This window comes from Streptomyces actuosus (assembly GCF_016921115.1).
In the GTDB taxonomy this organism is placed as follows: Bacteria; Actinomycetota; Actinomycetes; order Streptomycetales; family Streptomycetaceae; genus Streptomyces; species Streptomyces actuosus_A.
In genome coordinates this window covers 155,815-173,281 of record NZ_JAFFZS010000010.1, presented here as the reverse complement: position 1 = coordinate 173,281, position 17,467 = coordinate 155,815, and the positions used below count along the sequence as shown (strand labels likewise).

The following is a 17,467-nucleotide window of genomic DNA, read 5'->3' as shown; positions in this document are numbered from 1 at the left end:
TGGAAAGCTCGAAGAACGCGGGCGTCGCCGGAGCCGCCCGGACGGGGCTGCCCCCTCCCGTGGAGGGTTCCGCACGTCCGCGCCCACAGTGACCTCACCGTGCACGGGAGGCAGGATCATGGGCGACAAGGCACACTCCCACCCCGGGGCCGCCGGCAGGGCAGTGGCGGCCGACCATCCGCAGTCCGTACGGAATGTGGTGCTGGTCGGCCACTCCGGATCGGGCAAGACGACTCTGGTGGAGGCGCTCGCACTGACCGCGGGCGCGGTGAACCGGGCGGGCCGCGTGGAGGACGGCGGCACCGTCTCCGACTACGACGAGATCGAGCACCGGCAGCAGCGTTCCGTGCAGCTGTCCCTGGTCCCCGTCGAGTGGAACGACATCAAGATCAACCTATTGGACACCCCCGGATACGCCGACTTCGTCGGGGAACTGCGGGCCGGTCTGCGCGCGGCGGACGCGGCCCTTTTCGTCGTCTCGGCCTCCGACGGCGTGGACGGGTCCACCCGCATGGTGTGGGACGAGTGCGCGGCCGTCGGCATGCCCCGGGCGATCGTCGTGACACACCTGGAGTCCGCCCGGGCGGACTTCGAGGAGATGACGCGGATCTGCGCGGAGGCCTTCGGGGGCGACGACCCCGACGCCGTGCTGCCGCTCCATCTGCCGCTGCACGGCCCGCAGGGCCCGGACGGGCACGCTCCGGTGACCGGCCTGATCGGCCTGCTGTCGCAGAAGCTGTTCGACTACTCGACCGGGGAGCGCAAGGAGTCCGAGCCGGGCGGGGAGCAGCTGCCGCTGATCGACGAGGCCCGCAACCGGCTCATCGAGGGGATCATCGCGGAGAGCGAGGACGAGACCCTCATGGACCGCTACCTCGGCGGCGAGCAGGTCGACATCGAGACGCTCGTGGACGACCTGGAGCGGGCCGTCGCACGCGGCTCCTTCTTCCCCGTCCTGGCCGCCGCCCCCGCGACCGACGGCGCCCGCCAGGGCCTGGGCACGGTGGAGCTCCTGGAACTGGTCACCGGCGGTTTCCCGACCCCGTTCGAGCACCCCACCCCCGACGTGACCACGATCGACGGCAAACCGCGCGAGCTGGAGCCGTGCGACCCGGGCGGGCCGCTGGTCGCGGAGGTCGTGCGGACCTCGTCCGACCCGTACGTGGGCCGGCTGTCCCTGGTCCGCGTCTTCTCGGGCACTCTGCGCCCCGACGACACCGTCCATGTCTCCGGGCACGGCATGACCGACCGGGGGCACGAGGACCACGACGTCGACGAGCGCGTCGGCGCGCTGTCCACACCGTTCGGCAAGCAGCAGCGGCCGGTGACGCACGCGGTCGCCGGCGATCTGGTGTGCGTGGCGAAGCTCGGCCGCGCCGAGACCGGCGACACGCTGTCGGCCAGGAGCGACCCGCTGCTGATGGAGCCGTGGCAGATGCCCGACCCGTTGCTGCCGCTCGCCATCCAGGCGCACAGCAAGCCCGACGAGGACAAACTCTCCCAGGGGCTGGCCCGGCTGGTCGCCGAGGACCCGACCATGCGGCTGGAACAGAACCAGGACACCCACCAGGTGGTGCTGTGGTGCCTGGGCGAGGCGCACGCGGACGTAGCGCTGGAGCGGCTGCGCACCCGATACGGCGTCCAGGTCGACGTCGTCCCGCACCGGGTGTCCCTCCGGGAGACGTTCGCGACGAGGTCGGCGGGCCGCGGGCGGCACGTGAAGCAGTCCGGCGGGCACGGCCAGTACGCGATCTGCGAGATCGAGGTGGAGCCGCTGCCCGGCGGCTCCGGCATCGAGTTCGTCGACAAGGTGGTCGGCGGGGCGGTGCCCCGGCAGTTCATCCCGTCGGTCGAGAAGGGGGTGCGGGCGCAGGCCGCCAAGGGGGTGGCCGCCGGGTATCCGCTCATCGACGTCCGCATCACGCTGCTGGACGGCAAGGCGCACTCCGTGGACTCCTCCGACGCCGCCTTCCAGACCGCCGGAGCGCTCGCGCTGCGGGAGGCCTCCGGCGACGCGCGGATCCATCTGCTGGAGCCGGTCGCCGAGGTGAGCGTGCTCGTCGGCGACGCGTACGTGGGTGCCGTGATGAGCGACCTGTCCGGGCGTCGCGGCCGGGTGCTGGGCACCGAGCAGACGGCCGGGGGGCGCACCCTGGTGCGCGCCGAGGTGCCGGAGATCGAGATCGGGCGCTACGCGGTCGATCTGCGGTCGCTGTCGCACGGTACGGCGCGCTTCAGCCGCCGGTACGCGCGGCACGAGCCTATGCCTCCGCAGATCGCCGAGCGGGTGCGTGAACAGGAGCGTGAGGCCTCTTAGTCGACGCCCGGCGCGCCCAAGTGGCGCGCTCGGGGCGTTCGTTTCCGCGTCGGCGGACGTCTTCGGCCGTCCGCCGACCGGCCGCCGCCCTGTCCGGATACGCTGATGACCTGATCAACAGGTGTGCGCAGGACGGAAGTCGGGAAGGCCGCAGAAGCGACCGTGCGGCGATCGGGGGTGGGATGTGACCGTGGAGAGCGGTTACGCGGACGTCTTCGGACCACAGGTGCCACGCACCGGCGACGAGGGCCAGACGGCGACCTTCGCACTGGCCTCGGCGGCCTACCGGGACAGCCCGATGGAGGAGATCAAGAAGGCCGACAACGAGTGGCACCAGACGACGGTGAAGACGGGCCGCTCGTGGGCCACGGTCTTCCGGCCCAACCTCGGCGAGGCGTTCTCCCGCGCGGTGGTGGACCGCATGCTGGGCGGTGGCCGCAAGCCGCTCATCCAGTCCTTCGGCACCGAGCCGCAGGCGGTCGTCGAGCACTGCCTGGCCGCCAACAACATCAGGCGGGACCGTGACAACCGGCTCAGCGCGATCATGGTGGTGTGCGGGCTGCTCTTCCTGCCCGGGCTCCTGGTCTGGCTGCTGGTCTTCCAGATCCGCAGCGCCGTCGCCAAGCGGGAGGACCGGCGGGCCTCGGCCGTCGGCACCACCCTGCTGGCCGGCGTCGCCGTCCTCGCCGCGGTCTTCTTCGTCAAGATGCCCTTCGCCGGATTCTGGGCGTGGTACGCACGCGCGTGCGTGGTCATGCCGGTCGTCGGCTGGTACTGGGCGCGGAGGATCTGCGAGCACACCGCCCGGGACCTCCGGGAGCGCTGGGACAGCCTGCTGTCGGGCAGCAGCGTCGGCGCGAAGGTGCCCGAGGCGGTGCCGACCGGCCCGCGCGAGACGGCGGCCGAGGAACTGCGCCAGTCCCTGGCCAGGCTCAGTGCCGAGCAGCAGTCGAACTCCGTCTTCTACGCCGGCCCGAAGGGCATCCTCGGCATGGGCACCCGCTGGGGGGTCTGGCAGCTCGCCGAGGACCTGGTGCCGGCCGACGCCGCGCGGGAGATCCATCCCTTCCGCAGCTGGGACGTCGTCCGCGCCATCCACGACCAGCTGCGCATGCTGGAGCGCGGGCCGCTGAACACCGGCGGATTCCCCACCCCGTCCATACGGCACTGGATCGTCTCGCCGATCGGGGAGAACGCGGCGGCGGTCTCCCGGCCGGAGGGCACGGACGTCGAGGCCTACCAGGTCAAGCCGCACGCCGTTCAGGAGATCTGCAACAAGCAGCAGTTCGGGGCGGGCGACCGGCACTACCTCGGCGTGCAGTGGACGCTGTGGGACGGCCAGCTGATCATCACCATGCTGATCACCGTGACGGTGCTTCACGAGACGCTGCGCATCGAGGTCACCGGTCATGCCCTGGGGCCGGTGAACTCCCTGTTCACCAGCAAGCCCGAGGCGCCCAGCAAGGAGGTGACCAAGTCGTTCAAGCCCTGGGAGACCCGCACGGTGAAGCTGCCGCTGGTCACCACCGACGAGGTGGTGCGGCTCGCCGTAAGGGCACCGCTGACCTGGTATCCGCCGCTGCTGAACTGGCTGGGCGGCACCATCGCGCTGCCGGAGCCCTTCGGCCTGCGGCACTCCTGGGCCGATCAGCCCTGGCGCCACCGGTTCATGGCGGACGACGCGCTGCGGGCGGCCACGCCGGTGCTGCGGGTCGTCCACGCCGCGGCGATCAAGGTGCTGAAGGAGAACGGCGTCGACACGGAGAAGTTCGGGGCGCGGTCGTCGGCCCTCAGCACGGCCGTGCAGGACCCGTCGCCGCGCAAGGCCGACGTGTACGACGCGTAGGCCGCCGCCGGTCCGCAGGGGTCGGGCACCGGCGGCCGGCCCGCCGGGCCGGGTCCGGGCGGCCCTCCCCCGTGGGACGGGCCCAGGTCGGCCCCGTCGGGCCCGTGATCGCTCCCCCGGCGCCGCACGGTCCGGACCGGGCCCGGCTGCGGGATCAGGCCCCCGGCCACGCCTCGGCGAGCATCTTGCGGGTGTCCGCCAGCAGTTGCGGCAGCACCCTCGTGTGACCGATCACCGGCAGGAAGTTGGTGTCCCCGCCCCAGCGGGGTACGACGTGCTGATGCAGGTGGGCGGCGATTCCGGCGCCCGCCACGCTGCCCTGGTTCATGCCGATGTTGAAGCCGTGGGCGCCGGAGGCCGCGCGCAGGGCGGTCATGGCCTGCTTGGTCATGTCGGCCAGCTCGGCGGTCTCCTCGTGCGTGAGGTCGGTGTAGTCGGCGACGTGGCGGTAGGGCACCGACATGAGGTGGCCGCCGTTGTAGGGGTAGAGGTTGAGCACCGCGTACACGTGCTCACCGCGCCGGACGATCAACCCGTCCTCGTCGGACTTGGCCGGGATCGAGCAGAAGGGGCAGCCCTCGTCGGCGCCCGGTCCGGTCGGCTTGCCCTCGCCCTGGATGTAGGCCATCCGGTGCGGCGTCCACAAGCGCTGGAACGCGTCCGGCGTTCCCACTCCCCACTGCTGTTCCGGCTCATTCGTCATGACGTGCAGCATATGGCGTCGATGCGGGGCGACGGGAAAGGCCCCCGGGATCCCTTAGGTTCTGGTGGTCGTTGCAACACCCCAGTTCAGGGGTGGCGATGGACTTCAAGATCCGGGAGAACCGGAGGCCGCAGGGACCCAGGAAGCTGGTCCAGGAGCGGGAGGCATACTTCCGGCTTGTGGATCAAGGAATGGGTTACTCCGAGGCTGCCGCAGTCATCGGCATCGACGTCCGCACGGGCAAGCGATGGCGGAACGGACGCGGCGCCTCGGGCAGGAACAAGGCGGCACCACCGATCAACGCGGTGGTGCCGCCGCCCGTTGGGACGGGCCCGCCCGCGCCCTCGCGCTACCTGGGTGAGGCGGACCGCGTTCACATCGCCGACCGGCTGCGTGAGAAGGCCACCATCCGGGCCGTCGCGGCCGAGCTGGGCCGCAGCCCCTCAACGGTCAGCCGGGAGATACGCCGCAACCGGCACCCCGTGAACGGCCAGTACCGGCCGCACGCTGCCCAGGCCCGTGCCCTGGCCCGCCGGCCCCGGCCCCGGCCCAAGCCCGGCAAGATCGGCCGGAACCCTGAGCTGCGGGACCTCATCCAGGACCACCTGGCCCTGCACCGGAGCCCGGAGCAGATCTGCCACGCTCCGCGCAGACGCTTTGCCGACCGGCCGGAGATGCACGTGACCCACGAGACCGTCTACCAGGCTCTCTACGTCCAGGGCAGCGGTGAACTCCGTCGTGAACCGACCCGCGCTCTGCGCACCGGACGGGCCATGCGCCGTCCGCACCGCCACGCCGCCAAGCGTCAGCCGCGCTTCTCGCACCCCATGGTGATGATCAGCGAACGACCCGCCGAAGCGGCCGACCGCGCTGTCCCCGGCCACTGGGAAGGCGACCGTGCGACACGAAGCAAACACCAACGGCCGACCTGGACGCCGTCGCCGCCGAACTCAACAGCCGCCCGCGCAAAACGCTCGGCTGGGAAACCCCAGCCGAGCGTCTGTCCACACTGCTCGCGGCTTGATCAACTCACCGCGTGTTGCGACGACCCCTGGAATCCGCCTCCTCCCGAGGGCCTTTCCCGCACACGCGGGGGCCGGCGCCCCGACGGGTCGGGCGGTACGTCACTACACCTGGACGCGGCGCTCCACCACGTCGACGAGCTTCGCCAGCGCCTCGTCGCGGGGGATGCCGTTCTCCTGCGAGCCGTCGCGGTAGCGGAACGAGACCGTGCCCGCGTTCATGTCGTCGTCACCGACGATGATCATGAAGGGGACCTTCTGCTTCTGCGCGGTCCTGATCTTCTTCTGCATGCGGTCGGACGAGGAGTCCACCTCGACCCGCAGCCCCTTGCGCCTGGCCTCCGCGGCGAACTGCTGCAGGTACTCCACGTGCGCGTCGCCGATCGGGATGCCGATCGCCTGTACCGGGGCGAGCCAGGCCGGGAAGGCGCCCGCGTAGTGCTCCAGGAGCACTGCGAAGAACCGCTCGATGGACCCGAAGAGCGCGCGGTGGATCATGACCGGGCGCTGCTTGGAGCCGTCCGCGGCCGTGTACTCCAGGTCGAAGCGCTCCGGCAGGTTGAAGTCGAGCTGGATGGTCGACATCTGCCAGGTGCGGCCGATGGCGTCCTTGGCCTGGACGGAGATCTTCGGGCCGTAGAAGGCGGCGCCGCCCGGGTCGGGCACCAGCGGGAGCCCCTGCTTCTCGGCGACCTGGCGGAGGGTCTCGGTGGCCTCCTCCCAGGCCTCGTCGGAGCCGACGAACTTCTCCGGGTCCTTGGTGGACAGCTCCAGGTAGAAGTCGGTCAGACCGTAGTCCCGCAGCAGGCCCAGGACGAAGGTGAGCGTCTTGTCGAGCTCCTCCGACATCTGCTCGCGGGTGCAGTAGATGTGCGCGTCGTCCTGGGTGAAACCGCGGGCGCGGGTCAGGCCGTGCACGACGCCCGACTTCTCGTACCGGTACACGGTCCCGAACTCGAACAGGCGCAGCGGCAGTTCACGGTAGGAGCGACCGCGCGCGTCGAAGATCAGGTTGTGCATCGGGCAGTTCATGGGCTTGAGGTAGTAGTCCACGCCCTCGTCGAGCTGCATGGGCGGGTACATGCCGTCGGCGTACCAGTCCAGGTGGCCCGAGGTCTCGAAGAGCTTCCCCTTCGTCGCGTGCGGGGTGTAGACGAACTCGTAGCCCTCCTCCTCGTGGCGGCGCCGCGAGTAGTCCTCCATGACCCGGCGGACGATGCCGCCCTTGGGATGGAAGACGGCGAGGCCGGAGCCGATCTGCTCCGGGACGGAGAAGAGGTCGAGCTCGCTGCCGAGCTTGCGGTGGTCGCGCTTCTCGGCCTCGGCGAGGAAGTCCAGGTACTGCTTCAGCTCGTCCTTGGACGGCCAGGCCGTGCCGTAGATGCGCTGGAGCATCGGGTTCTTCTCGCTGCCGCGCCAGTAGGCGGCGGCGTTGCGCATCAGCTTGAACGCCGGGATCAGCCGGGTGGTGGGCAGGTGGGGACCGCGGCAGAGGTCCTTCCAGCACAGCTCGCCCGTCTTGGCGTCCAGGTTGTCGTAGATCGTCAGCTCGCCGGAGCCGACCTCGACGTCCGCGCCGTCGTCGGAGGACGCGGCGCCCTTGAGGCCGATCAGCTCCAGCTTGTACGGCTCGTCCGCGAGCTCCGCGCGGGCCTGCTCGTCGGTGACGACGCGGCGCGCGAAGCGCTGGCCGCGCTTCTGGATCTCCTGCATCTTCTTCTCGACGGCCTTGAGGTCCTCGGGCGTGAACGGCTTCTCGACGTCGAAGTCGTAGTAGAAGCCGTCCTTGACCGGCGGGCCGATGCCCAGCTTGGCCTCGGGGAAGATCTCCTGCACGGCCTGGGCCAGCACGTGCGCGGTGGAGTGCCGCAGGATGTTCAGGCCGTCCTCGGAGGAGATCTCGACGGCCTCGACCTCGTCGCCGTCGGACAGCTGGTACGTGAGGTCCTTCAGCTCACCGCCCACACGTGCGGCGACGACCGAGCGTGCGCCGGCGAAGACGTCGGCGGCCGTAGTGCCCGTCGTCACCACGCGCTCTTCCCGCTCGGAATCGCGTTGGATGATCACACGGACGTCTGACACCGGTCTCTCCTGACTGAAGGCGAAGTGCGGCGCCATACCGGAGCGCACGCATGAAAAGCGATCGTACCGACCCGGGGCCGCCCTCCGCTAAACGAGTAGCGGCGGTCAGGCCGCGCCGTCCCCTCCGCAGGCCTCCTCGAAGAAGTCCAGGTTCTCCTGGAGCTCCTTCAGCAGCCGGTCCCGCTCCGCTTCCTCGACCTGCACGGGGACGACATCGCCGGCCCCGCTGAGGCGGCGGAAGCCGCCCCGGCTCTCCAGCCGCCCGTGCACCCGCACCGGCAGTCCGACCAGGTGGGCATGGCCGGCGACACGGTAGTCCTCCTCACCGAGGGTCAGCCGGACGTGCGGGACGTCGGCCCCCGCGAGGACGTGCAGCCGCACCGAGCCCTCGCCGCGCGGCTGGGAGCGGCGCATCCGCACCACGGTGCCGGTGATCCGCACCGGCACGGACGGCTCGGCACACAGGTAGCGGGCGCCGGCCTCGCGCAGCACGGGCAGGTCACCGGGCGAGAACTCGACGGGCTCGGTGCTCGCCGCACCGTCCTCGGGGACACCGGCGGCCGGCGCCCAGGCGACGCCGACCCGGGCGCCCTCGGTGCCGCGCACCAGGGCGATCAGGGCCTCGGTGAGCTCTCGGCTGACCCCGGCCTCGACGGCGGCGTCGAAGGCGTCCATGCCACCGGTGGCCCGCCGGTAGTCCACGGCCTCGCGGGCGGCGTACAGGGCCTGGTGGAGGCGGACGGCGAGCGGGCGGGCCGTGCCGACGGGCAGGAATGCGGCCAGGTGGGCGCCGCCGTCCGCGGCGCCCACCAGCACGGTCTCCAGCAGCGCGGCGGCGGCCCTGCGGTGCCGGGCGCCGTGGTAGCCGGCGCGGGCGCGGGTGGCGAGGGCGCCCGCGAGGAGCATCCGGCGGGCGGCGGTCCGCAACTGCTCCTCCACGGTCCACGCCGTGACGCCCGCCTGCCCGCCGGGTACGTCCCGCCACCAGCGGATCTCGTCGCTGGGCACCGCGAGCGAGAGCAGCACCTCGCGGGCACCGGGCGCGGAGCTGCGGGCGAGGGCGTCGAGGGCCTCGGCGAGCAGGTCCTCGCTGTCGGGGAAGGCGCTGCTCTCGGGCACCAGCAGGCTGGTGCCGGTGTCGGGGCCGGGCGGGGTCCACCGGCCGTAGCGTCCCGGGGCACCGCCGCGCCGCCGCCAGCCGTGCCGCAGCAGCAGGGCACCGAGGACGGCCGGGTCCACGTCGCCGGGCTCCGGGAGCGGTCGCCGTCCGGTGGCCGGGGCGCTGTCGGCGGGGTGCCCGCCGGCCCGCCCGGCCGGCTGCGGGGGCTCGTGGAGGGGGCGGTGGGTCATGGCCTGCCTCCCGTCCCGACCCGCGTCATGATCTCGCACAGCGCGCGGTCGTCGAAGATGCGTGAGGTCGGGATCCGCACGGTGGTGCGGTACCGGCCGGTGACCGGCTGCCCGGCGAGGTTGACCCAGTAGCAGCAGTGCCGCAGGTCGAGGCGGTCGTGGCTGGCGCGCAGCCAGTCGTCCTGGGACCGGGGCACCAGCATGACCACGAGGATCTTGTGCACGGAGACCGGCGTGCGGGCGAGCTTGCGCAGATGGTCGTTGTCGAGGGTGAAGGAGAAGGACCGGCCCGGAGGGTTGGGCGCGACCTGGTAGGTGGCCTTCAGCTGCACCTTGATGGTGACCTCGTCGTCGACGGTGTGGCCGGGGGCGCTGTGGCTGACGTGCCAGTCGATGCCGTTGTCGGGGAACGGCTGGGACAGCGAGCAGCCCGCGGCCGCCGCGACGGCGTGCAGATAGCCGACCTGCAGTGTCTCCATGCAGGCGGTGGTGGCGAGCGTGCCGCGATGGGGGCCCGTGCGGTCGGGCAGCAGCCCGCCCCGCTCGGGCTGCGCTATCGCCATGTCCAACAGCCTTCCACGCCAGGACTTTCCCAACTTCGGGCCGCTGAACTGCAAAGACCCGTACTCCTGTTGTGTCCTTCCGGCGTACGGCGCAAACAGCCCGGGTATCACCGAACGGGGCAGGGGACGGTACGTCGACTGCCGAAGGTGAACGAGGGGTTGTACGAAGATGACGTGCTGGTTCGAGGGGCCTCTGGCCGCTTTCGACACGGAGACCACGGGTGTGGACGTCGAGACCGACCGGATCGTGTCGGCCGCCCTCGTCGTCCAGGACGGTCCGGGCTACCGGCCGCGGGTGAGCCGCTGGCTGGTGAATCCGGGGGTGCCGGTGCCCGAGGCGGCGACGGCGGTGCACGGGCTGACGGAGGATCACCTGCAGCGCAACGGCCGCTGGCCGGCGCCGGTGATGTACGAGATAGCCGAGCAGCTGGCCGAACAGGCCGTGGCGCGCCGCCCGCTGGTGGTGATGAACGCGCCGTTCGACCTGACCCTGCTCGACCGTGAGTTGCGCCGGCACCGCGCGTCGTCGCTGGGCCGCTGGTTCGAGTCGGTGCCGCTGCTGGTGCTGGACCCCCGGGTGATGGACAAGCACCTGGACCGCTACCGCAAGGGCCGCCGCACCCTGACCGACCTGTGCGCGCACTACGGCGTCACGCTCGACGAGGCGCACGACGCCGCGGCGGACGCGCAGGCCGCGCTGGAGGTGGTACGGGCCGTGGGTCGCCGCTTCGCCTCCCGGCTGGAGCGGCTCTCCCCCGCCCAGTTGCACACCCTTCAGGCGACCTGGCACGCGGCGCAGGCGCGGGGGCTGCAGGCGTGGTTCGCGCGCAGCGGCGTGGAGGAGGCGGTGGACCCGGCCTGGCCGCTGCGTCCGGATCTCCCCGCGGCGGCATGAGGGCGGCGTGCCCTGAGGAACGCCGTGCCATGAGGGGCGACGTGCGGAGGGCGGCATGAAAAAACCGGTCCGCCGCCGCGGACCGGTTCTCCCGGTGGTGGGCGATACTGGGTTCGAACCAGTGACCTCTTCGGTGTGAACGAAGCGCTCTCCCACTGAGCTAATCGCCCGGGAACGCACCGAACAATACAGGTCCCCGCGGCCTTCGTTCAAACCGCTCGCAGCAGGGCCAGCAGACCGCGCCGCCCCGAGCGCATCATCAGCCGGTGGTTGAGGCGGAAGAACGGCCGCCCCGGCACGGCCAGCCGCCTGAGCAGTGGCTTGTGCACGTCGACCTCCTGCTCGTAGCGGGCGAGCGTACCGCCGAGGCCTGTGGCGACCGTCCAGCGCGCCCAGCCGTCGAGGTCGCCGGACATCGCGATCTCCAGCACTCCGGCCACCGGATCGCGGCGCACCAGTCGCGCGGTGAACGTCACGGTGTAGGGCAGCAGCGAGCGGACGGTGATCATGCCGGTGATGTCGTCGAGCGGGGTCACCGTGCGCACCTGGCGCCACCAGAGGGGGTAGTCCTCGGCCCGCTCCAGGACGGCGTAGACCGCGTCGGGCGGGGCCGGGAGGGACCAGAGGCTGCGGAAGCGGTAGTGGGTCCAGTCCATGGGGAGAGTCTGCCCACGCCCCCGTCCGTCGCCGCGGACCTGTGGACATGAGTACGTTCTGAGTACCCGCACTCATGCCGCACGGCGTGATGCGGACCACACTTCCCTGGCATGACCTACTTTCCGCCGCCGCCCGAGGAGCTGCGGCTGATCGACGCCGAGCTCCTGCAACTCGACGCCCGCCGGGCTCATTTGCTGGCACGCCGGGCCTGGCTGCTCGGAGTGCTGCGGGCGGTCCCGCCGGCGCCCGGCCCTCCGCCGGCGCCCGCCCCGCCGGGCCCCGAGGCCGCCGCGCCGCGCGTGCAGAACGTGCTGCTCCTGCTGGGCGGTGTCCTGTTGACGGTCGCGGCGATCGCGTTCACCGTGGTCGGCTGGGGCAGTCTGGGCATCGCCGGGCGGTCCCTCGTGCTCGGCGGGGTCACGACCGCGGTGCTGGCCGCGCCGGTGCCGTTGCGGTCGCGGGGGCTGGGGTCGACGGCCGAGTCGGTGGCGGGGCTGGGGCTGGCACTGACGGTGCTCGACGCGTACGCCCTGCACCGGGTCTCCTTCGCGCAGACCGACGGCACCGCCTACGCGGCGGTCGCGGCGGCCGTGCTGGCGGCCGGCTGGGCGGCGTACGGTCTGCTGCCGCCGGCCGGCGGGCTGCGGCTCCCGCTGCCCGCCGCGCTGGCGGCCGCGCAGTTGCCGCTCCTGCTGTGGGCGGTGGCGGCGGACGCGGGGACGTACGGCGTCGCAACGGCGGTGCTGGTGACGGCCGGCGCCGACACGGCCGCGGCGCTGCGGGCGTCCGCACCCGCCGTGCGGGTGACGGCCGCGCTGGGGGCGTGCGGCCTGGGGGCATGGGGTGCCCTGACGGCGGCCTGGCTGTCCTGGACGGCCCCCGGTCCGGGCGCCGCCGCCCGTGCGGCGGCGCTCCTCCTTCTGGCCGCCGGGATCGCCGTCGCGGCGGCCCGGTGGACGGTGTCCGAGGAGCACGTGGCCGGCCTCGCGGCCACGGCCGGTCTGCTCGCGGTCGCCGCGGTCGGCGGCACGGCACGGTCGGCACTGCCCGCCGTGTGGACGGTCCCGGCGTACCTCGCCTGCGGCATCGCCCTGTCGGCGGCGGTGCGCCAGGGCCGGCTGCCGCAGCCGGCGCGGCGCGGCGCGGCCGTCGCCTCCGGAGCGGTGCAGGGCCTCGCCGTGCTGAGTGCGGTGCCCCTCGTGGGGGTCGCCCTGCTGGGCCCGGCCGGGTGGGTGCCGCGGATCTGGTCCGGCGCGCCGGACGGTGCGCGGGAGGCCGTGACGGCCGGGTTGGTCTGGCCCCCGTACGCGCAGACGGTTCCGCTGGTGACGGCGGCCGTCGCCGCCGTGCTGCTGTTCGCGGATCGGCGGCGGCCCGGCACCGCCACGCGGTCCCGGGCCGTCGCCGGTGCGCTGGTCCTGGGCTGGGCGTCGGTACTGGTCCTTCCCCCGGTCCTGGATGTTCCCTACGCCGCGGACTTGGCGGTGCTCGGTGCCCTGACGGCGGGGCTGCTGGCGGCTGCGGCGTCGATGCGGCCGTCGCCCGCGGAGCCGCAGGGCGGTGCGGCGGTGGCGGCCGTCGTACCGGCGGTGGTCACGTCCGTGCCGCTCGTCCTCACCTCCCTGGCGTCGCGGCCCGCGACCCTGGCCGTGCTGGCCACCGTCACCGTGGTCCTCGCGGCGGCGGCCCGGAGACCGCACCTGTCTCCGGTCACCGCGCCGGCCGCCCTCGCCTGCGGCACCGGTCTGGCGTGTGCGACGGGTGCCGCTGCGGGCTGGGAACCGCAGTACACCGCGCTGCTGGTGCTGGTGGTGCCGGCCGTCGCGGCACTGTTCGCGGCGCCGACCGCGCAGGCGCGGACCCGGGTCCCCGTCGAGGCGGCCGGTGCCGGGGCCGCACTCCTGGCGGTCGGGCTCAGCGCGCGGGACGCGTCGATGCTGTCCCTGGTGCTGACGCTCTGCGCGGTCATCGTCTCCGCCACGGCGGTCCGCACCGACCGCCGCCCCCTCGGCCATGCCGCCGCCGCACTGTTCGTGCTGGCCGCCTGGGTGCGCCTGGCGGCCTGGGACGTGACGACACCGGAGGCCTACACGTTGCCGGCGGCGGTCCCGGCACTCGCCGTCGGGGTCCTGCGCCGGCGCCGCGACCCGCGGACCTCGTCGTGGACGGCGTACGGCCCCGGTCTCGCCGTGGCGTTCCTGCCGAGCCTGGCCGCCGCGTGGGCGGACCCGCACTGGCTGCGTCCGCTGCTGCTGGGCGCGGCGGCGCTGGCGGTCACGCTGCTGGGTGCCCGGCACCGGCTCCGGGCGCCGCTCGCCCTGGGAGGCACGGTGCTCGTCCTGGACGCGCTGCACGAACTCGCCCCGTATCTGGTGCAGATCGTCGGCGCCCTCCCCCGCTGGGTGCCTCCGGCCCTCGCCGGACTGCTGCTGCTCGCGGTCGGGGCGACGTACGAGCGGCGCCTGCGGGACATGCGGCGGGTGCGGGAGGTGCTGGGAAGGATGGACTAGTACAGCACTGGAAGTCCTCCCCCTCGGCGGACCGTGGTGCAGCCGCACGCGGTGTTCCATCGGGCGAATCCGACATCGGTCGGCCGGGGCGGGTGCCGTGCGGCCTCACACGCCCGCACGCCGAGCCGTGCCGCGGCCGGTGCGGAACTCGCCGCCGCGATCGCTGTCGTGGGTGTCGGTGCGGCGGCGCTGGTCGACGGCGCGCCGCCGTCTCGCGGGGGCGAGAGAAGAGGTGCTGCGGTGGATCACGGTCGGCAGCGCCTCCGCCGCGTCTGGCCCGGTGCCGTAGCGGATGCGGCCTCCAGGAGAAGCGGCGACGATGGAATGTGCAGGCACGGCGCGATCACCATCCAAGGGGGCGTGGAGAGTGACATGCCGATTCACAAGGTCCGCTCGGACATCAGCGTCCTGAATGACAGCCTCGAGGTGCCGGGACTCGGTCACCTTCCGGTCAACGCCTTTGTGTTGTTCGCCTCCGAGCCCGTTGTCGTCGACACCGGGCTCGGGCTCCCCGACCGGAACTTCCTGGAGGTGGTCGGTTCCGTGCTGGATCCCGCTGATGTGCGATGGATCTGGCTCACCCACCCGGACCGGGATCACACCGGTGGAATCTTCGATCTGCTGGACGCGGCTCCCGAGGCTCGTGTGGTGACCACGTTCCTGTCCGTGGGGCTCATGTCCTGTGAGCGGCCGCTGCCCCTCGATCGCCTCCATCTGATCAACCCGGGACAGTCCGTGGATGTCGGCGACCGTACCCTCACGGCGTTCAGGCCACCCCTGTACGACAGCCCGAGCACAGTCGGCTTCTTCGACGACCGTACGGGGGCCTGCTTCAGCTCCGACTGCTTCGGTGGGCCGATGGCCGATGCCGAGCTGGCACAGGCCGATGACGTCGGTGCCGTCGGCGAGGAGGATCTGCGCGCCGCCCAACTGCTGTGGGCCTCGGTGGACAGCCCCTGGGCGCAGAACGTGGACACCGAGAAGTTCCTCGGCAGCTTCCGGCCGATACGGGAGAGGGAGCCGGAGGTCGTCCTCTCCGCTCATCTACCGCCGGCCGTCGGGATCACGGGGACGTTGATCGACAGGCTGGGTTCGGCGGCCGGGGCCTCGCCGTGGGTGGGGCCGGACCAGGCTGCGCTGGAACAGATGCTGGCGGGGCTCCAGCCCGGCGGCGGACGGTCGGCGTCCTGAGCCCGGGAAGCCCTCTTCCGGCATCGGGCGGCGGATTGCCGTGCGCGGTCGGGCACCGGCCGGGCCGGAGACAGACATCCGATGCGGTTGGCCAGTCCGGTGGTGGGTAAGGCGGTCTGTTCGTCTCGAAGAGGTCGCTCGGCTCGGCCCCTGTCCCGGCAGGCCGGTGCCGTCATGCGCCCCGTGGATCGGAGCCGGCTGTCGTGTGGGCCGGCGCGTCGCCCGCTTGGGCGGGCGAGGAGTTCGGCTTCAGCGGGACAAGGGCGTTCTCGGGGCAGCAACCGGGCGGCGGAGTCGAGATCGCCACGACCGACCACGGGCGAGCGGCGGCTAATCGGACACGCAGTGGGGGGCGGCGAGCAGGGCGCGCAGCGGCGCGGTGTCGGGAGTGTCGGCGACGGCCGCGTCGATGGCATCGTCCATGCCCTTCTCCCACGACTCGGGGAGAACAAGTCCAGGCTGTCCCGACCAGGCGGGGTCCGGCTTCGCGTGTCCGGACTCGGCGAGGCGCAGGTGGACCATGCCCGCGAGCCCTTCGAAGATCCTCGGCCGAATGAAGTTGCGGGCGGACGGTCCGATCAGTCGCGCCGCCTGATCCGGCTTGGGCATGCGGTCGGCGACCGCCATCCACAGCAGGCCGCGGTCGAACGCGTCGAGTATGTCCTCCAAGCCCGGCAATTGGAGCCCGGCCACCTCCTCGGACGTGGCATCTCGGGGCACGGTCACCGTACTGCCTGCCCTTTGCGCCGATGAGCGAAGCGCCCTGGCCACGGCGAGCCGCAGCGGCCGGGACCAGCCCTCGGCGTCAGCAACCGCGCGGGCCATGACGAGGTCGTCCCAGCTCATGCGCCGCGTTCGCGCCGCCTCCGGCGGCAAGGCAAGGGCCTCCGACGCAGCGAACACCCGGCCCGGGTCGTGCAGCAAGGTCAACGCGACCGGGTCATCGACCGGTCCATCGGCCCGGCCATCGGGTGGCAGCGTCTCGATCAGGGAGATCCGTTCGGCGATCGGCGGGTGCGAGTCGTACCGGTGTGGCCGCGGCGGACGCTGCCCGGCAGAGAGGACAGTGAGCCGCTCCCCGGCTCGCGCTGCGAGCAACCGGCGGAAGCCGCCGTGCACCTCACCCACAGGCGGTAGCGCTCCCAGCGACCTGCCCATCGCGGCATACGTCTCCAGGTAGTAGGTGTATGCGGCGGCAATCAGCGGAAGGACGCGCAGTGCAGAGGCCGTGGCGTCACGGCCCGCGTGCCGGGCGGCCATCCGGTCCGCGGCGAGCTCCTGGTGGCGGGCTGCGGACTGCGAGGTGCCCAGAAACACCCGGGCGTAGGCGACGTACAGGCCACCGATCACATCGTGCGACCGAGTGCTGCCTTCCCGGAAGACCCTCACCGTGTGCAGAACTGCCGCCCGACCGCGCATGGTGACACCGCCGAGCCGAGTGTCGAGGTTGCTGTAATGCCCGAACTCGTGGGCGAGTACGGCTCGCAGTTGCTGGACGGTCAGCCCGGCGAGCAGGGGCAGACCCAGGAGCATACGGCGTCGTCCGGGCAGCAACCCCAGAAGACGGTTCTGTTCTGCAACGCCTGCGTTGACCTCTGCGACCAGGTACAGCTCATCCGGCGTTCGCTGCCCCGTCACTTCTGCGGCGGCTCGTATCTGTTCCCAGAGTTCGGGCTGGTCCTGAGGCATGACCGCCAGCGCGTGTGGGACCGAGCCCAGGCGCCCAGCCCGTAGAAAGACCAGCATGCCCCGCAGAATCGCCGCTGCCAGCAGGACGGTGACGGTCAGGACCATGCCTTCCAACCAGGCCCCCCGCACGGTGAACAGCCGTGTCATCAGCAGCCAGTCGAGCACCGCCATGGCCGACAGCAGAACCACGCCGATCAGATGGAAGCCGACCAGCAGCGTGAGCGCGCGGACAGCGCGCAGCCGAAACGTCATCGAAAGATCCCCCACCCACATGGTTCAACCTTGCCCGAACAGGCCAAAACCGCTCGCGGATAGTACCTGTAGCCCCCCGAACGGTCCGCCGTCCCCTTGGCCAAGGCTGCAATCGCAATCGCAACCCGGAACCCTCGCCCTTCGGTTCAGACGATTCGGGAACCACCGATGCGGTCTGTACGCGGCTCGACGACCCAGGCCATCCGGTCCCGCCGCCACAGCGCCGGAAACCGCGCCTCGCGTGCGGTGGGCAAGCCGACCTCCGAGGATACGCCTGGTGGACGGCGACGGTGGAGTCCGTGTTGCGGGCTCGGATCCGGAAGGCGGCACCGCCGGCCCTGGCATCGGCGGCCGCGACGACATCCCGGCGCCGGGGCCATCGACACAGAG

12 protein-coding genes, 1 tRNA gene and 1 pseudogene are annotated in these 17,467 nt (G+C 72.3%); 6 read left to right on the top strand and 8 right to left on the bottom strand.

The genetic code is table 11. From position 1 onward, the window contains the following. Positions 1 to 118 precede the first annotated feature (118 nt). The gene (locus JS756_RS15720; RefSeq protein WP_205383726.1) at positions 119 to 2,317 is read left to right on the top strand and encodes an elongation factor G-like protein EF-G2; all 2,199 of its coding nucleotides are present in this window, start codon (positions 119 to 121) and stop codon (positions 2,315 to 2,317) included. Between the two features lie 184 nt (positions 2,318 to 2,501). Beyond that, positions 2,502 to 4,163: an AbeC-like domain-containing protein gene (locus tag JS756_RS15715; RefSeq protein WP_205383725.1), complete on the top strand. Its 1,662-nt coding sequence runs from the start codon at positions 2,502 to 2,504 to the stop codon at positions 4,161 to 4,163. Positions 4,164 to 4,317: 154 nt separating this feature from the next. On the opposite strand, the gene JS756_RS15710 is transcribed toward JS756_RS15715, so the two are convergent. Continuing rightward, positions 4,318 to 4,878, bottom strand: a complete 561-nt coding sequence (locus tag JS756_RS15710) for an HIT family protein (RefSeq protein ID WP_205383724.1) — start codon at positions 4,876 to 4,878, stop codon at positions 4,318 to 4,320. Between the two features lie 86 nt (positions 4,879 to 4,964). On the opposite strand from JS756_RS15710, the pseudogene JS756_RS15705 reads away from it, so the two are divergent. Next, a pseudogene (locus JS756_RS15705) lies at positions 4,965 to 5,890 on the top strand (IS30 family transposase). A gap of 103 nt (positions 5,891 to 5,993) precedes the next feature. On the opposite strand, the gene thrS reads toward JS756_RS15705, so the two are convergent. From thrS to JS756_RS15690, 3 genes are all read right to left on the bottom strand, one after another. After that, a complete protein-coding gene (thrS, locus tag JS756_RS15700) occupies positions 5,994 to 7,970 on the bottom strand; it encodes a threonine--tRNA ligase (protein ID WP_205383723.1) in 1,977 nt (658 codons plus the stop codon). A gap of 105 nt (positions 7,971 to 8,075) precedes the next feature. Continuing rightward, on the bottom strand, positions 8,076 to 9,320 hold the full coding sequence (locus JS756_RS15695) for a hypothetical protein (protein WP_205383722.1): 1,245 nt from the start codon (positions 9,318 to 9,320) through the stop codon (positions 8,076 to 8,078). Continuing rightward, positions 9,317 to 9,883, bottom strand: coding sequence for a DUF4365 domain-containing protein (locus tag JS756_RS15690; protein WP_205383721.1), 567 nt, complete (start codon positions 9,881 to 9,883; stop codon positions 9,317 to 9,319). The genes JS756_RS15695 and JS756_RS15690 overlap by 4 nt, the downstream gene beginning before the upstream one ends. Before the next feature lie 169 nt (positions 9,884 to 10,052). On the opposite strand from JS756_RS15690, the gene JS756_RS15685 reads away from it, so the two are divergent. Next, on the top strand, positions 10,053 to 10,778 hold the full coding sequence (locus JS756_RS15685) for a 3'-5' exonuclease (protein ID WP_205383720.1): 726 nt from the start codon (positions 10,053 to 10,055) through the stop codon (positions 10,776 to 10,778). A gap of 95 nt (positions 10,779 to 10,873) precedes the next feature. Here the strand turns inward: JS756_RS15685 and JS756_RS15680 are convergent. After that, positions 10,874 to 10,948 (bottom strand) — tRNA-Val (locus JS756_RS15680). Positions 10,949 to 10,987: 39 nt separating this feature from the next. Then, entirely contained in the window at positions 10,988 to 11,434 is a 447-nt protein-coding gene (locus tag JS756_RS15675) for an SRPBCC family protein (protein ID WP_205383719.1), read from the bottom strand. Positions 11,435 to 11,545: 111 nt separating this feature from the next. Here JS756_RS15675 and JS756_RS15670 point away from each other — a divergent pair, with 111 nt between their 5' ends. Then, positions 11,546 to 13,945 carry an SCO7613 C-terminal domain-containing membrane protein gene (locus JS756_RS15670; protein WP_205383718.1) on the top strand — a complete coding sequence of 800 codons (2,400 nt, stop codon included), beginning with the start codon at positions 11,546 to 11,548 and terminating at the stop codon, positions 13,943 to 13,945. Positions 13,946 to 14,050: 105 nt separating this feature from the next. Here the strand turns inward: JS756_RS15670 and JS756_RS15665 are convergent, their stop codons facing one another. Further along, positions 14,051 to 14,281 carry a hypothetical protein gene (locus JS756_RS15665; protein ID WP_205383717.1) on the bottom strand — a complete coding sequence of 77 codons (231 nt, stop codon included), beginning with the start codon at positions 14,279 to 14,281 and terminating at the stop codon, positions 14,051 to 14,053. Positions 14,282 to 14,317: 36 nt separating this feature from the next. Here JS756_RS15665 and JS756_RS15660 point away from each other — a divergent pair, with 36 nt between their 5' ends. Next, positions 14,318 to 15,136, top strand: a complete 819-nt coding sequence (locus JS756_RS15660; RefSeq protein WP_205383716.1) for an MBL fold metallo-hydrolase — start codon at positions 14,318 to 14,320, stop codon at positions 15,134 to 15,136. 330 nt (positions 15,137 to 15,466) lie between these two features. Here the strand turns inward: JS756_RS15660 and JS756_RS15655 are convergent, their stop codons facing one another. Beyond that, entirely contained in the window at positions 15,467 to 17,077 is a 1,611-nt protein-coding gene (locus JS756_RS15655) for a M48 family metalloprotease (RefSeq protein ID WP_205383715.1), read from the bottom strand. Between the last annotated feature and the right edge of the window lie 390 nt (positions 17,078 to 17,467).

Coding starts and splice junctions, on each gene's coding strand:
- JS756_RS15720 (WP_205383726.1), top strand. CDS start 119: ATGGGCGACAAGGCACACTCCCACCCCGGGGCCGCCGGCAGGGCAGTG.
- JS756_RS15695 (WP_205383722.1), bottom strand. CDS start 9,320: ATGACCCACCGCCCCCTCCACGAGCCCCCGCAGCCGGCCGGGCGGGCC.
- JS756_RS15710 (WP_205383724.1), bottom strand. CDS start 4,878: ATGCTGCACGTCATGACGAATGAGCCGGAACAGCAGTGGGGAGTGGGA.
- JS756_RS15655 (WP_205383715.1), bottom strand. CDS start 17,077: ATGACGTTTCGGCTGCGCGCTGTCCGCGCGCTCACGCTGCTGGTCGGC.
- JS756_RS15670 (WP_205383718.1), top strand. CDS start 11,546: ATGACCTACTTTCCGCCGCCGCCCGAGGAGCTGCGGCTGATCGACGCC.
- JS756_RS15690 (WP_205383721.1), bottom strand. CDS start 9,883: ATGGCGATAGCGCAGCCCGAGCGGGGCGGGCTGCTGCCCGACCGCACG.
- JS756_RS15675 (WP_205383719.1), bottom strand. CDS start 11,434: ATGGACTGGACCCACTACCGCTTCCGCAGCCTCTGGTCCCTCCCGGCC.
- JS756_RS15685 (WP_205383720.1), top strand. CDS start 10,053: ATGACGTGCTGGTTCGAGGGGCCTCTGGCCGCTTTCGACACGGAGACC.
- JS756_RS15660 (WP_205383716.1), top strand. CDS start 14,318: ATGCCGATTCACAAGGTCCGCTCGGACATCAGCGTCCTGAATGACAGC.